Source organism: Paraburkholderia sp. SSBN10T (genome assembly GCF_056619545.1).
The window spans coordinates 125,883-140,466 of record NZ_JBWQQI010000017.1 but is presented as its reverse complement, the minus strand read 5'-3'; the positions used below and the strand labels follow the sequence as shown (position 1 = coordinate 140,466).

Sequence of the window (14,584 nt, the reverse complement as noted above, 5' to 3'; positions counted from 1 at the left end):
GCGATTACTCCTCGCCAGGTCTCTCTTTCAGTAGCTCGCGCATACGACGAATTTCCTTCGGCGTGAGATTTTTGTCGGCCACCAGCTGCGCAAATAGCAACTCTGTCGATCCTGCGAATAACTTGCTCGTGAGGTGCCGCAAAGCACTTTTTCGGGCCGCCTGCTGCTGAACGGCGGCTGCATAGCGATGCCCACGACCTTCTTCTACGTGAGTTACATAACCCTTGCTCTCCAGCGTACGAAGGATCGTCAGAACCGTCGTATAGGCGAGGTCATCGGTAAGTCCATCACGAACCTCACTCACAACTGAGGGGCCGCGCTCCCACAGTATCTGCATGACGTCGGCTTCCCGGTCAGTCAGCGAGATGTCCAAAATGCCTCCTACTAAAGGATTAGTAGATCGTAGGATCGAAGTGGTGAACTGTCAACTATTCTTTTAGTTGATGTGAGTGCGAAGCTTAGTGACGGAAGCAGAGGCGTCCGGAATTGCGACCGCTGGAATTTGGAGCGCTTGACGACTTTCCATCGTCGATTCTCCCTGAGGGGCGCCATGCGAGATAGATGCGGAACGGCTGCTGTACTTTGCGGATTCAACCGGTCCGATGCGTTGCCCGAAACCAGTCACCCGTTGTGACTGTAGTGCGACCGCCTGCGGCGGCCGATCATTTCCCGATCGGATTCCTCAAATATTCGAATTTCGAATCGACCGCGCCGATCGTCAGTCCTCCGGACTGGCGATCCAACTACTCGCCCCCACTTGCGGCAGTCAGCTCGACAGTTTGTCGGGCTCTCGCGGCATTAGCTGTCCGTGCATCTCGTCCGTCTTCCCCGTTATCAACCAAAACGCGTACTGCGGCCAAACTCTGCCAAGTGCTTCAAGCATTTCATCATTGGCACGCTGACGACCGCGGTCGACATTTTGCCATCGGTAGGCCGTAATGCCGGTGAGTGCAGCCATATGAGGGCGAGTGTCGCTGCTGAACCCAGGGTGGGTTCGTGCCGCTAGTGCAAAGTTACCACCCCTAAAGCGTTTTCCCTGCTTCCAGCCAGCCGTTGATCACCGCAATTGCGGTAGAGCGGTTGTGGACCCCCAGCGCCCGGAAAATCACCGACAGATGCACCTTCACGGTTCCCTCGGCCACGCCCAGCTCACGGGCGATCATCTTGTTGGTCCAGCCGCGATGCACCAGCCGCATGATGTCCTGTTGCCGCGGCGAGAGGTTTTCCAGCAGATGCTGTTGATGCGGCTGCAGCGCGGCGACCTGGTGGGCCAGCGGTTCGGTCAGCGCGGCAGACTGTGCGCCGGCTGGGCCGGCCGTGCCGGGGGCATCCGCAGAGCCTGCGGCGCTACCCGCTGCGGCGCTCGCCGCATGCGCCGCTTCGCGCGCGCCGAGCAGGCTGAGCGCCTCCATCGGTACGTATGCGCCGCCCGACAGCACCAGCTCGATTGCCTTGAGCATGACGCTGGCCGGCTGGCGCTTCGGCACGAAGCCGAGCGCGCCAGCCGCGAGGACTGCGCGCATTTCGTCGGGCGATTCTTCCGCGGAGAGCACGACCACCGGCAACGCCGGGTTCGCTTTCAGCAGCATGTCGAGCGACGCCGCACCGCTCATGCCGGGCATGTGCAGGTCGACAATCGCCAGATCGTGATCGGCGTCGGGCCGCGCAGCGGCAGCCAGCGTTTCCCAGCTATCGGCTTCGTCGAACTGGGCCTGCGGGTCGAGTCCACGCAGCAATCCCTTGACGCCCTGGCGGATCAGTTCATGGTCGTCGGCCACTAGAAACTTCATGATGTCTCCGCGTGTCGGCACTGCGCGTTGGTCGTTTTCACCGTTGTTTCGCCGATGCCGGACGCGGATGGCGCCCCCCGCGATGCGCCATCCGTCCCGTCAGGCCGGCTCTGCGAGCGCGGCCACGTCTACCCGCTTGCCTCTTCGATAGAAAGGCTTATGTTGGATTGCTGTTGCTGCCGTACCTCATGCTGCGATCATATGCTTGATCGGCGGCATCAGGTGTTTCTCTCAGGTGCGCTGCAATACGCTGAACGACTGTGTGGGCTGCGGCCTGCTACATAGACGCGCAAGCCCGCGGGATTTTGAAGCGCCCTGTGCAAGGGGTAACCCGCGCCGCGAGGCCGCTGTTGCCCAGGCGTTCCCGCGGTGGTCTAGGCCTTCACTTGACGGCGAACAGCGTCAGATTCATCAGAACCTTGAACGCGAAGCCAAGCGACATCGCGCCGCCCACACCGACGCACCATAGCGCGATAAACCAGACCCAGCCCGGCAGCGCGCGCCGCATGGGACGAACGGGGCGAGCGGGCGCCGCCGCGGGCTTAGTGATAGTGATGTTGGTCGTCATGGCGCACCTTGCCGCGAAATACCCAGTAACCCATCGTCGTATAGCTGAGGATGATCGGAATGATCACCGCCGCGCCCACCAGCGTGAACATCTGGCTCGAACGCGGCGCAGCGGCTTCCCAAAGCGTCATGCTCGACGGGATGGCATACGGCCACAGGCTCACCAGCAAGCCGAGATAGCCGATCAGCACGAGCGCCAGCGCCAGCACGAAGGGTGTCTTGTGATGCCGCTCACGCACCGCCCGGCGCATCAGCAACGCGCAGACCGCGACGAGGAACGGCACCGGCAGCAAGCGGTAGAACAGGCCCGACGCAAACCAGCGCTGCGCGATATTCGCATCCTGCAGCGGTGTCCAGAGACTGACCAGCGCGATGAAGCCGAGCAGGATGATCGTCAGCGGCCACACGACGCGATGCAGACGCCGTTGCAAGTCGCCTTCGGTCTTGGCGACCAGCCAGCAGCAGCCGAGCAGCGCGTAGGTGAACACGAGGCCAAGACCCGTCAGCAGGCTGAACGGCGTGAGCCAGCCGAACGCGCTGGCGGCATAGCTGCCGTCGGCGACCGGGATACCTTGCAGGAACGCGCCCAGCACGATGCCTTGAAAGAACGCTGCACCGGTCGAGCCGCCGATAAACGCCAGATCCCACAGATGCCGGGTCCGGTTCGCCTTGGTGCGCAGCTCGAACGACACGCCGCGGAAAATCAGGCAGGCGAGCATGAAAACCAGCGGCAGATACAGTGCCGACAGCACGGTCGAGTAGACCACCGGGAACACCGCGAACAGACCCGCGCCGCCGAGCACGAGCCATGTCTCGTTGCCGTCCCAGACGGGCGCGACGGTATTCATCATCAGATTGCGCTCTTTCTCATCGGGAAAGAACGGAAACACAATGCCGATGCCCAGATCGAAGCCGTCGAGCACCACATACATGAAGAGGCCCAGCGCGATGATCGCGGCCCACACTACGGTGACATCCATTTTCTAACCTCGGTACGGTGTGATTCAGGCTGCATCGATCAACGGATCGGCGGCCGGCATGGGACGCGCCGCGGAGCGGCCGGGTAGCGCGTCAGGCACGCCGTGCGGCGTACTCCCCGGCAACGCCGGACCCGAGCGCATCAGCTTGAGCATGTAGTAGACGCCGGTGCCGAAGACGAGGAAGTAGACGATCACGAACGCCATCAGCGAGATGCCCACTTGCTGCGTGGTGAGCGGCGAGACCGCTTGCGAGGTGCGCATGACGCCATACACGACCCACGGCTGGCGCCCGGCCTCCGTCGTTACCCAGCCGGCCAGCAAGGTGATGAAGCCGCTCGGCCCCATCGCCACGACGAGCTTCTGGAACCACTTCGCGTCATACAGCTTGCCGCGGCGGCGCAGCGCCCAGGCGGCGACCGACATGACGATCATCAGCACGCCGAGTCCGGCCATCACGCGAAAGCTCCAGAACACGATGGTCGAGTCCGGCCGGTCCTCAGGCGGGAATTCCTTGAGACCGCGAATTTCGCCGTCCCAGCTATGCGTGAGAATCAGGCTGCCCAGGTGCGGAATCGACACCGCGTAGCGGGTGGTCTCCGCCTTCATGTCGGGGATGCCGAACAGGTTGAGCGCCGTGCCGCCTTTTTCGGTGTCCCACAGACCTTCGATGGCGGCGATCTTGGCGGGCTGATACTTGCGCGTGTTGAGACCGTGCTGGTCGCCGACGAAAGCCTGGATTGGCGTGAGGATCAACAGCAGCCACAGCGCCATCGAGAACATCTTCTTCACGGCCGGGTCGCGCCGGCCCTTGAGCAGATGCCATGCGCCGACCGCGGCCACCGCCAGCGCGCCGACGATGAAGGCGGCGAGCGCCATATGCGCGAGCCGGTACGGAAACGACGGGTTGAAGACGATCTTGAACCAGTCGAGCGGCACGACATGGCCGTTCTCGACCGTGAAGCCTTGCGGCGTCTGCATCCAGCTATTGGAGGCAAGAATCCAGAAGGTCGAGATCAGCGTGCCGATGGCGACCATCAACGTCGCGCCGAAGTGCGCGCGCGGGCTCACGCGCTGCCAGCCGAACAGCATGATGCCGAGGAAGCCCGCTTCGAGGAAGAACGCGGTCATGACCTCGTACATCAGCAGCGGGCCGGTGATCGGACCGGCGAAACTCGAGAAGCCCGACCAGTTGGTGCCGAACTCGTAGCTCATCACGACGCCGGAGACGACGCCCATGCCGAAAGCCACTGCAAAGATCTTCGACCAGAACAGGCACAGATCTTTGTAGTAGGCCTTACCGGTTTTGAGCCAGCGCCACTCGAGCACGGCGATGAAACTGGCGAGCCCGATGCTCAGTGCGGGAAACACGATATGAAACGAGACCGTGAACGCGAACTGAATGCGCGCCAGGTCGAAGGCGGAAATTGCGGATGCGGGGTTCATGGCTCTTGACGCCGAAAACAAGCTACGCGTGTCGACCGCTGTCGGCGCGCACTGCGGTGTGCAGATGGCGCAAGAGTAGGGGAATGCGGTGAGTTTTGCTGCGCCGCGCCGTGCGTCGAAAAGACGCGCAGAAAACAAGGGAGCAGCGATTTTTAGATGATAAACCGTTGATCGGTATCAATTTTTTATCGAACGGCGGATTGGCTCGATACGACCCCTGAAGCAAAAACTGCGTCAATACACCGCGCTGCAGCAGCGCGGTGGCGACACTCGCACGAGACAGTCTATTGAGCCAGGCAGGGCTGCCGAACAACGGCTGCGGCAACAGCCGCGACGCGACGGCAGCACTGCAACGCAGCCTTCCATCACGCGATAGAAATAAACAGCTTCTTGCCGCAAGCGGCGGCATATTTACGCAAGGTGTCGATGGATGGCGAGTGCTGCCCCGAGGCGAGCGCCCGTTCGAGCCGCGTGACCGCCGGCGCCTGGGTGCCCATGCGCTCGGCCACTTGCGCCTGGCTCAAGCCGGCGGCGTGACGCGCCGCAAGCATCTGATCGAGCAGGGCGAATTCTTCGCGATTCAGCCGTTCATATTCCGCGCGGACTTCGGGGTCTGCGAGAGCCGCTTTCCGCAATTCCTTATACGTTGCCACGTTTGACCTCCAGCAATCTTTTACGAGCCACATGCAGTTCGTTTCGAGGCGTGTCGCGCGACTTCTTCACGAACGAGTGAAGCATGACGACGCGGCATTCGACGACCGAGCAAAAGAATACTCTGGCAATGCCTTCCGCTCCCTTCAGACGCATTTCGAAGAGACCGCCGCCCATGGATTGCGTATGCGGTTCACCGAGATTCGGCCCATATTGTTCCATGCGGTCGGCCAGCGCGATAAAGCGTGCCAGCAGCGTCTTGGGCAGCGAAGCGACTTCGATTTTGACCTTCTCGCTATAGAAATCGATCTGAAATGCCATTGGTCCTCATCATAACAAATATGTTATCAAAGCGCAAGCGACGCAACGCTCGATTGACAGGATCGTCGTGGCATCGGCACTACACGAAAACATCAGGATAACGGAGGGATTTCGCGCCGGACATTGGCCGGATGGCCAGCTTTGCGCAACAGGGAGTCGTAAGAAGTGTTTGAATCTGTAAATTGACAATTCGCGCTGGCGCGATGAAGCAAAAGTCAAATGACCGTGCGATGCGGAAGTCGCTGAAGTGGGTTTTTCTGCAGACGTAAGAGCTACCTGGCAGTGCGTTACAAACGAAAATATTTCGTCTTGAAGCGCTTGGGCGGCGTGGCTATCTTGAGGACACTCGTGTGGTCGACCCCGACACGCGAGTGTGGTCTTGACGGCGTCCCGCGTCCAAAGCGGCGGCGCCGTTTTTTTGTCCGCCGGTCAGTCCGGCGGACCTGTTTGCGCTCTACGGTAAACGCAGACGCTAAGCTTCGCTCCAGAGCTTGCCGCCTGTGGCCCAGTTCTCGCGCTTCACGTCGGTGAGAATGATCTCCACCGAACCCGGCTCGACACCGAGCGACTCGCAGGTCGCTTTCGTAATGGCTTCGACGAACTGGCGCTTCTGCTCGAGCGTGCGGCCTTCGAACAGTTCGATGTGAAACGTGGGCATGTCACTTCTCCGTGGGTTAAAAACTGATGATCTGAAAACGAAGCCGCGCCGCAGTGACCACCGCAGTGACCACTGCGCTCAGCGCTTCAGTCACGAAACGCGCGGTCGATGCGGTCCAGCTTGCGCAGCAGCGCCGGCCATTCCAGGGCGCCTTCTATGGCGCCGCCGTCGAGCAGTTGCTCGGCCGTGCGCGCTGCCACCGCGGCGGACGGCAGCACCAGTTCCATGCCGCCGGCCTGCGCCTGAAGCTGGATCTCGCAGGCCTTGATGAGCGTCGCCATCAGCACGTAGGCCTCGGCGACCGTACGGCCTGCCGTCAACGTGCCGTGATTGCGCAACAGCATCGCAGGCTTGTCGCCGAGATGGGCAACAAGCCGCTCGGCTTCCTTGGGCGTGAACGCCAGTCCTTCATAGTCGTGGTAAGCAAGCTGGCGATGAAAGCGCAGCGCATGTTGCGACGCCGGCAGCAATCCTGCCGGCTGCAGCGATACCGCAATCCCCGCGGTGTTGTGCAGGTGCATGACGCAGACCGCGTCGGCGCGTGCCGCGTGGACGGCGGCATGAATGGCAAAGCCGGTGGCGTTGACCGGATGCTCGCTGGCTCCGACGAGGTTGCCTTCGATATCGATCTTCACCAGATTGGACGCACAGACTTCGTCGAAGGCGAGGCCGAACGGATTGATCAGAAAATGGCCGGGCTCGTCGGGGACGCTCGCCGAAATGTGCGTATAGACGAGGTCGTCCCAGCCGTTTAGCGCGGCGAGCCGGTACGCGGCGGCCAGATCGATGCGGGTCTGCTGTTCCGCGGCGGTGCAAGGTCCGGTTGCGGCGATGCGTCCAGAGGGTGTGTGAGTGAACGACATGGTTGTTTCCTTGTATAGCGGCTTTGGGCTCGCTCCTAACCGGTGCGCGTCGGCGAGCGAGGCGAACGGCGCAGGGCAGCAGGCTTGTCGGTCGCGCCTCGCGGGCTGGCGGGACGGCGTTGCCGCAGGCGCTGCACGGTCCACGTGGCGGCGACGAACGGCGCGCTCATCACAGGCAGCCCGTAGCGGCCGGCCATCTGTTGCAGAACCACAGACAGCAGGATACCGCCGAGCGCCGCTACCCAGCCACATTCGGCCAGCGCGAGCGCGGTGAGTGCGCCGTTGAATCCTGGCAGGCCCGCGTCGAACGAGGCGAGATCCGCGCCGAGCAGCAGGTGCAGCGCACCGGCGATGCCCGCGCCCGCCAGCGCCCATGCTGCATGCCGCAGCGAAGACGCGGCGATGCCCGCCAGCACCAGCAGACCGGGCACCGCGCCCGACGCAAAGCCTGTTTGCGCCACTCCTGAGAGCACGCCGTTCGCAAGGTGGGCGAAGCCGGCGAGGTGAAGCGGCGGGGCTGTTATCACCGCACGGCGCGTGATCAGCGGCAGCCAAAGCCACGTGACGATCAGGCAAGGGCTTGAATAAACGCTCAAGCCACGCGCGTGCAACCAGCGCGACCATGGCCCGAGCCCCCAGGCGGTGGCCATGCCCGCGAGAATCGCGACTGCGGAGGCGGTGACATCGTCGCCAATGAAGGTGAATGCCGCGAGACCGGCCAGGGCGCCGTTGAATCCATGCAGGCCGTCACGCGTGTGGGCCTCGTCGTAGCCGGCCAGCACGGCCCCGACATTCGCCGCCACCGCACCGGTCAGCGCCGCGCAGGCGAGACGCGGGTCGCATGCAAGCCAGGCCGCGAGCAGGCAGGCGCCTGTTACGGCGTTGGACTGCAGGACGATCTGGCCGAGGCTGCGCAGCAGCGTGCGCAGCGCGGCGGATTCTACTTCGTTGGATGCGGCATGCATGGTGGCGGGACGGGATGGAGGGGGACGTGGGCGAGGGCGCCGCGCCCGGTTCCTGGCGAACCGCGAGCATAGGGCACCTTTGCCGCGCCGGGCATCCCAGCGCGATGATAGTGGCTATTTGTGCGGCGCCCGGCGTGGGCGCTGCAGTGGGCGTGGTATCGGCAAGCGCCGCATGCTCTTGCTACGATAGAGCGCCAGGTTGCGAGCCGGGCCGTGCGGCCGCCGGCGAATCCGCACACCGTGCATCCTTACAAGGAGGAAAGGCCATGCGTGAAGTACGTTGGGCATCGGAGGAAGGCGACGGCGTCGAACATCTCGTGTTCGATGCGCGCGATGACGGTTTTTTCGTCGAAAGCGCCGTCGTCGGGCAGCGGTATGGAAAGGGCTATGGGCTTTACTACACGCTGCGCTGCGATCCGCGCTGGCGGGTCACTTACGCATTCCTGAGAATCATGGGCGGCGGCGAACTGGAATTGCACGGCGACGACGAGGGGCATTGGCGCGACGGCAATGGCCAGGTGCTGAGTACAATCGACGGTTGCATCGACATCGATATTGCCGCAACGCCGTTTACCAACACCTTGCCCATCCGCCGTCTGCAACTGGCCGAGGGTGAGCGGCAGCCGATTGCGGTGGCGTATATCTCGACGCCCGACCTGCAAGTCACACGCGTCGAGCAGGCGTACTCCTGCATCGCGTTGAACCGCGAATACCGCTATGAAGGGATCTTTCGCAACTTCAGCGCCAACATGCAGATAGACGAAGACGGTCTCGTGATCGACTACCCGACGCTATTCACGCGCTTGCCACGAACGCGCTGACGCCGTTCACGCGGCTCAACGCAGGATGCTGCGCGGCAAAGCGGTCGATGCTCGCGGCAACCTCGACGGGATCGCGCAGCACGACCCAGTGGCCGGCGTCGAGCGTTTCGCGCGTGTAATCGCCGAGCCATGCTTCGAGCCCTAGAGACAGCGCGGGTCCCACGTAGAGATCGCGCAGCGGCACGAGGAATTGCACCGGCGCATGAGCCGCGCGGTTGCGTGGACGAAACAGCCGGTTGATGAAATTGGCGCGGTACAGGTTCAGGCCGTTGAGCGCATTGCGTAGCTGGGCCGGATCGCGGGCAGGGCGGACCCGTTCGGTGAGTCGCAGCCACAGCGGCCATGCGCGTGCGCCGCCGCAGCGCCAGACGAGTTCCGGCACGAGCGGCAGATGAAACAGAAAGATGTACCAGGACTTGAGGGTTTGCCGCAGACCGCTCGCGAACGGCCGCGCGGAAAGCTGCACGCTGGTTTTGCCCGGAGCGTGCCCGCTATCGTCGTTATTGCCGCGGCTGCCGCGGCTGCCGCGCAGCCCCAGCGCCGCGTGGTCGAGGCAAGGCCCGGAGATCGACGTGAACGAGGCAATGCGGCCCGCGAATGCGGCGCCCGTTACGGCTTCCCAGCTCTGGATCGAGCCCCAGTCGTGCCCGACCAGATGAAATGCCTGGCCGCCGCAGGTTGCGTCCACGACCGCGGCCAGGTCGGCCGCGAGCCGCTCGAGACGGTAGCCGGCCCGGCCGGCGGGTGCGTCCGACGCGCCTGCGCCGCGTACGTCGTAGGCAATCACGCGGTAGCGCCCGTCCAGTTGCGCACGCAGCGGTTCCCATACCGCGGCCGAATCCGGGTAGCCGTGCACCAGCACCAACGGCGGCGCTTCGCGCGGCCCGCTCACGTACACCGCGATGCGGACGTCGCCCGCGTCGACGACAAGCGTGTCGCGGATCACGCCGCCGCCCGCACGCCGCGCCGGCTGGTTTTCAGCGCGGCCGGATTGGCGGCATTGGCCGAATCGACCGCGGCGACAAGTCCGTCGATCCGCGCCAGTTGCGCACGGTTGTCGTGATCCCACGGATGGAAGCCCGGTTTGAAAAAGCGCAGCCATTCCAGTGCAATGCCCGGAAACACGCCGTGCTTCGGTCCGTACAGGAACTTGACGACCCGCCACATGCCGCGCAGATGAGCGCCGCGTTTGCGATCGGCGATCAGCAGGCGCACGTGGAAGTCGAAGACGATCAGCCAGAACACCACGGTCACGGTCAGCATGGTGCCGGTGCGCAGCAGGTAGCGGGCGGGGCCCGGCTTGAGCACGGTGTTCCAGACGTCGAACGAGACAGCCTTGTGTTCGGTCTCCTCGAGCGCGTGCCAGGTCCACATCTGTGCATAGCCTTCGACCGATCCGCCCACTCGCGTATCGTCCTCCAGCAGCAGCCCGGCGAGCATCGCCGTGTAGTGTTCGAGCGCGACGGTCATCGCGAGCTGGAACGATTTCGGCATCTTGCGGTTGAGGTTGAGAAACGCCGCGAGGCGACGGTCGAGCTTGTGCGCGGGCAATCCCGCGGCCTCGAGCAGATCGTTGTATTCGATGTGCTCGCGGGTGTGCATCGCTTCCTGGCCGATAAAGCCGAGCACCTGCTTTTTCAGCACCGGGTCCTCGATGCGGTCGCGGTAGTTGCGCACGCTGTCCATGAAGAAGCGCTCGCCCGCGGGAAACAGCAGCGACAGCGCGTTGAAGAAGTGCGTCACATGCGAGCCTTGCTGGTGCCAGTCGCAGGCACGCTCGGGCGGCAAGGCAAAACGAAGGTCGCGGCGAATCGGCATCATGGCCTTTCTCCTTTTGATCTTGAGGGTTCAGGCGCGCTTGCCGGTGGACTGGGTTGCCGCGGCGGCGCGGGCGCGCTTGTGCGCAAGCCGTTGCATGCGGCGCGTCTGCATCACCACGAGCGCCTGGTAGGCTGCCGGCAGGGTGCGGGCGAGCCAGTCGGCGGCGCGCGCGTCGCGGCCGATCAGCACGCGCCGCCGGTTGTGGCGCACGCCGTCGAGAATGACGCGAGCCGCTTCGTCGGCGGTGGTGATGAAGAATTTTTCGAAGTCGTCCTTGCCTTGCTGTTCGCTCTCGAGCATGAAGCCCACCATGTTCGAGGCGATCCGGCTCGATTGCGCGATGCTGGTGCGGATGCCGCCGGGATGTACGCAGGTGGCCGAGACGCCGCACTTCATCAGGTCGAGCTCCTGGCGCAGCGCCTCGGTGAAGCCGCGCACCGCGAACTTGGTGGCGTTGTAGCCGCTCATGCCTGGTTGTGCGAACAGACCGAACACGCTCGAGGTGTTGACGATATGCCCTTCGCCCGTAGCCTTCAGGTACGGCAGGAACGCCTTGGTGCCATGCACCACGCCCCAGAAGTTGATTCCGACGATCCATTCGAGATCGGCGTAGTCCATGCCGTCGATCCGGCTGGAGAGCGCTACGCCCGCGTTGTTGAAGACGAGATTCACGCGCTCGTGTTGGGCCGCGGTTTCGGCCGCCCAGTCGAACATGGCCGCGCGATCCGCCACGTCGAGCACTTGCGTCGTTATGCGCAGCGGCGCGCCGACCATCTGCGGCGCCTCGGCCTGGGCGAGCCTTGCTGTTTCGGCGAGGCTTGCTGCGTTGCGATCGGCGAGCGCCAGATGACAGCCTTCGCGCGCCAACTGGATGGCGAGCGAACGGCCCATACCCGAGCCCGCTCCGGTGATGGCGGCAACCCGGTTGGTGAAATTCTTCATTGCGTCTCTCCTGTCGAGGCGACCGAGACAGTGGCAAAAGCGGCGCCCTGCGTCGCGGCAAGCGCATACCTGTTCGGTACGGTGTCCGGCTGGTCAGCAGGCGCAGGTGCATAGGCAAAGTAATCGTTCATGCTGAACGTGCTGGTCGCCTGGCGGAAGCGGAACGCGAATCCTGGCCACAGCGTGGTGTTCCTGCCGGTCTTCGGATCGAGGTACCAGCTCTTGCAGCCGCCCGTGGACCAGATTGCGCGGCCGAGCTTCTGCTGGATCTGCTCGTTGTAGGCGATCTCGACCTGCGGCCGCACCTCGATCGCGGCGGCGCGTTCGCTTTGCATCGCCTGCAGCCCGCGCAGGATGTATTCGACCTGCGACTCGATCATGTACACCATCGAGTTGTGGCCGAGTCCCGTGTTCGGGCCGACGATCATGAAGAAGTTCGGATAGCCAGGCAGTGCCGTGCCGAGATACGCATGCGCGCCGTTGCGCCAGGTATCGACGATATCGACGCCGCCTTTGCCCCGCACCACCCCGCGCGGGAACGGATCCGCGACCTGGAAGCCGGTGCCGAAGATCAGGCAGTCGGCCGGATGGCGCACGCCGTCGGCCGTGACCACGGCGTCCTCTTCGATGCGCACGATGCCGCTGGTCAACACCGAGACGTTCCGGCGTGACAGAGCGGGGAAGTAATCGTTGGAAATCAGAATCCGCTTGCAGCCCATGGTGTAGTTGGGCGTGAGCGTGGCGCGCAGTTGCGGATCGGCCACCTGGCGGTGCAGATGGCGCACCGCGACTTTCTGCGCGGTCTTCATCAGCGAAGGATGAATCGCGAAACCGAAGGCGCGCGATTCCAGCATGCAATAGAGACCCGCGCGCAGGATCTTCTGCGTGAAGGGCAGGTGACGGAACAGCCACTGTTCGAATGGTTTCACCGCCCGGTCGGCCTTCGGCATGATCCACGGGGGAGTGCGCTGGAACAGGTTCAGGTGCGCGACGCGCGGCGCGATCTGCGGCACGAACTGGATCGCGCTCGCGCCCGTGCCGATCACGGCAACGCGCTTGCCTTCGAGCGCATAGCTATGGTCCCAGTTCTGCGAGTGGAAGGTCTTGCCCTTGAAGCTGTCGAGCCCTGCAATCTCCGGCAGCGCGGCCCGCGACAGGCCGCCCATGCCCGACACCAGCACGCGCGCCGACCATCGCTGGCCGTTGGCGAACAGCATCTGCCAGCGATGGCGCGCCTCGTCGTAAGTGGCGCTCAGCAGTTCGTGGCCGAAGCGAATGTGCTTGCCCACGCCAAAACGCTGGGTGCATTCCTCGAGATACGCGCGGATTTCGGGCTGGCGCGCGAACATGCGGCTCCAGCGCGGATTCGGCGCGAACGAGAACGAGTAGACATGCGATTGCACGTCGCAGGCGCAGCCGGGGTAGTGGTTGTCGCGCCAGGTGCCGCCGACCGAATCGGCCTTCTCGGCAACCATAAAGTCGGTCAGGCCGGCTTGCCGGAGCCGGATCGCCATGCCGAGACCGGCAAAGCCCGAACCGATGATCGCGATATCGGTTTCGAGGGGCGCCGACGCGTCGGGGGGCATCGTACGTGCGTTCATCCGATCCGTCTCCTTTTTTATTCACTCTTAACTGTGACATTGAGTGATGTAACGATAGAGGCTGAGATCGGATCGCGCAAGAAGCGGTTTAGATGGCGGACTCTATGGGGCGGGGAACGGTGTACGGGCTGGCGCAGGGCCGGGAAGTGGACGCCGTCCCTCGATGAGGGAGGCATCCAGGTGAGGCGGGAGCGGCCAAAAGCGGCCGGATGATGCCGACCGCCTGACCGGTTACTGCGTAGCGGCCGTTGAGGTTTTTGATACCACCGCGCTACGGCCAGGCGCCGCAGTCGCCGCTTCGCTCGCGTCGCGGCTCTGCACGATATGCAATTCCCGCGTGCGCAGAGGCAGGCTGCATTGCGCGTCGTTGAGTGTCTGCCGCACCTGGCGGGCGAGATCCCAGCGCATGTCCCAGAACGCGTCGATATTCGCCCAGACGCGGATATTCAGCACCACGGTGCTGTCGTCGAAGCGGCTCACCATGACTTGCGGCGCGGGCGTTTGCAGGGCGCGCGGGTCGGCGGCGGCGAGCGTGCGCAGTGCGGCGAGCGCGTGATCCACATCGTCGCGCACGGAGATTTCCACTTCCAGATCGAGACGGCGGCTCGGATTGCGGGTGTAGTTGCGGATCGCGTTGCTCCACAGCGCGCTGTTCGGCACGTATTCGCAAATGCCGTCAGCCTTGGTGAGGCGCGTGGTGAACAGGCTGATTTCTTCGACCGTCCCCGCGACGCTGCCACCGCCGCCTTCGATCCAGTCGCCCACCTTGAAGGGGCGCAGCAGCAACAGCATGATGCCGGCTGCGATGTTCTGCATCGTGCCTTGCAGCGCGAGGCCGATGGCAAGTCCGGCGGCGCCCAGTACGGCGACGATGCTCGCGGTCTGGATACCCAGTTGCGACAATGCGCCGATGATGGCCACCACGCGAATGCCCCACAGGCTGGAGTCGCAGAGGATCGGGCGCAGCGTGGCGTCGATGCGCTCCTGACGCGACAGCAGACGGTTGAGCGAGCGCGAGACGCGGCGGGCGACCCACCAGCCGGCCAGCAGGATCAGCGCGGCGGCGCACAGGTCCATCGCGATGGTAGAGAGTGCGTTCCAGAGAAAGCTCCACTGGTTTGGATGGATCTGGGCGAGAAGGTTTTGCATGGCCTTGACGGT

General features: G+C 63.8%; 16 protein-coding genes. 1 reads left to right on the top strand and 15 read right to left on the bottom strand.

Annotated elements, in window-relative coordinates; translation table 11 throughout:
- Window positions 1-4: 4 nt before the first annotated feature.
- From AC1ECK_RS24530 to AC1ECK_RS24485, 10 genes are all read right to left on the bottom strand, one after another.
- Window positions 5-373, bottom strand: coding sequence for a BlaI/MecI/CopY family transcriptional regulator (locus AC1ECK_RS24530; protein WP_091015989.1), 369 nt, complete (start codon window positions 371-373; stop codon window positions 5-7).
- Window positions 374-1,022: 649 nt separating this feature from the next.
- Entirely contained in the window at window positions 1,023-1,790 is a 768-nt protein-coding gene (locus AC1ECK_RS24525) for a response regulator (protein WP_480323667.1), read from the bottom strand.
- 382 nt (window positions 1,791-2,172) lie between these two features.
- Window positions 2,173-2,358, bottom strand: a complete 186-nt coding sequence (locus AC1ECK_RS24520) for a hypothetical protein (RefSeq protein ID WP_480323665.1) — start codon at window positions 2,356-2,358, stop codon at window positions 2,173-2,175.
- Window positions 2,333-3,337: a cytochrome d ubiquinol oxidase subunit II gene (cydB, locus tag AC1ECK_RS24515; protein WP_480323663.1), complete on the bottom strand. Its 1,005-nt coding sequence runs from the start codon at window positions 3,335-3,337 to the stop codon at window positions 2,333-2,335. Before cydB ends, AC1ECK_RS24520 begins: the two co-directional genes overlap by 26 nt.
- Window positions 3,338-3,361: 24 nt before the next feature.
- Window positions 3,362-4,780: a cytochrome ubiquinol oxidase subunit I gene (locus AC1ECK_RS24510; RefSeq protein ID WP_480323661.1), complete on the bottom strand. Its 1,419-nt coding sequence runs from the start codon at window positions 4,778-4,780 to the stop codon at window positions 3,362-3,364.
- A gap of 365 nt (window positions 4,781-5,145) precedes the next feature.
- Window positions 5,146-5,433: a helix-turn-helix domain-containing protein gene (locus tag AC1ECK_RS24505; protein WP_480323659.1), complete on the bottom strand. Its 288-nt coding sequence runs from the start codon at window positions 5,431-5,433 to the stop codon at window positions 5,146-5,148.
- Complete coding sequence (locus AC1ECK_RS24500) at window positions 5,420-5,752, bottom strand: type II toxin-antitoxin system RelE/ParE family toxin (RefSeq protein WP_480323657.1); 333 nt, start codon at window positions 5,750-5,752, stop codon at window positions 5,420-5,422. The genes AC1ECK_RS24505 and AC1ECK_RS24500 overlap by 14 nt, the downstream gene beginning before the upstream one ends.
- A 472-nt stretch (window positions 5,753-6,224) precedes the next feature.
- Entirely contained in the window at window positions 6,225-6,464 is a 240-nt protein-coding gene (locus AC1ECK_RS24495; protein ID WP_480323785.1) for a 4-oxalocrotonate tautomerase, read from the bottom strand.
- A 32-nt stretch (window positions 6,465-6,496) separates the two neighbouring features.
- A complete protein-coding gene (locus AC1ECK_RS24490) occupies window positions 6,497-7,273 on the bottom strand; it encodes a class II aldolase/adducin family protein (protein WP_480323655.1) in 777 nt (258 codons plus the stop codon).
- A 35-nt stretch (window positions 7,274-7,308) separates the two neighbouring features.
- Window positions 7,309-8,238, bottom strand: a complete 930-nt coding sequence (locus AC1ECK_RS24485) for an urea transporter (protein WP_480323653.1) — start codon at window positions 8,236-8,238, stop codon at window positions 7,309-7,311.
- Window positions 8,239-8,504: 266 nt separating this feature from the next.
- On the opposite strand from AC1ECK_RS24485, the gene AC1ECK_RS24480 reads away from it, so the two are divergent.
- Entirely contained in the window at window positions 8,505-9,059 is a 555-nt protein-coding gene (locus AC1ECK_RS24480) for a putative glycolipid-binding domain-containing protein (RefSeq protein ID WP_480323651.1), read from the top strand.
- On the opposite strand, the gene AC1ECK_RS24475 is transcribed toward AC1ECK_RS24480, so the two are convergent.
- From AC1ECK_RS24475 to AC1ECK_RS24455, 5 genes are all read right to left on the bottom strand, one after another.
- Window positions 9,034-10,005 (bottom strand): alpha/beta fold hydrolase, encoded by a 972-nt coding sequence (locus AC1ECK_RS24475; RefSeq protein WP_480323649.1) that lies wholly within the window; start codon window positions 10,003-10,005, stop codon window positions 9,034-9,036. The two genes, AC1ECK_RS24480 and AC1ECK_RS24475, sit on opposite strands and share 26 nt — an antisense overlap.
- A complete protein-coding gene (locus AC1ECK_RS24470) occupies window positions 10,002-10,880 on the bottom strand; it encodes a metal-dependent hydrolase (protein ID WP_480323647.1) in 879 nt (292 codons plus the stop codon). Before AC1ECK_RS24470 ends, AC1ECK_RS24475 begins: the two co-directional genes overlap by 4 nt.
- Before the next feature lie 27 nt (window positions 10,881-10,907).
- Window positions 10,908-11,822, bottom strand: coding sequence for an SDR family NAD(P)-dependent oxidoreductase (locus tag AC1ECK_RS24465; RefSeq protein ID WP_480323645.1), 915 nt, complete (start codon window positions 11,820-11,822; stop codon window positions 10,908-10,910).
- Entirely contained in the window at window positions 11,819-13,423 is a 1,605-nt protein-coding gene (locus AC1ECK_RS24460) for a flavin-containing monooxygenase (protein ID WP_480323643.1), read from the bottom strand. Before AC1ECK_RS24460 ends, AC1ECK_RS24465 begins: the two co-directional genes overlap by 4 nt.
- 231 nt (window positions 13,424-13,654) lie before the next feature.
- A complete protein-coding gene (locus AC1ECK_RS24455; RefSeq protein ID WP_480323641.1) occupies window positions 13,655-14,572 on the bottom strand; it encodes a mechanosensitive ion channel family protein in 918 nt (305 codons plus the stop codon).
- Between the last annotated feature and the right edge of the window lie 12 nt (window positions 14,573-14,584).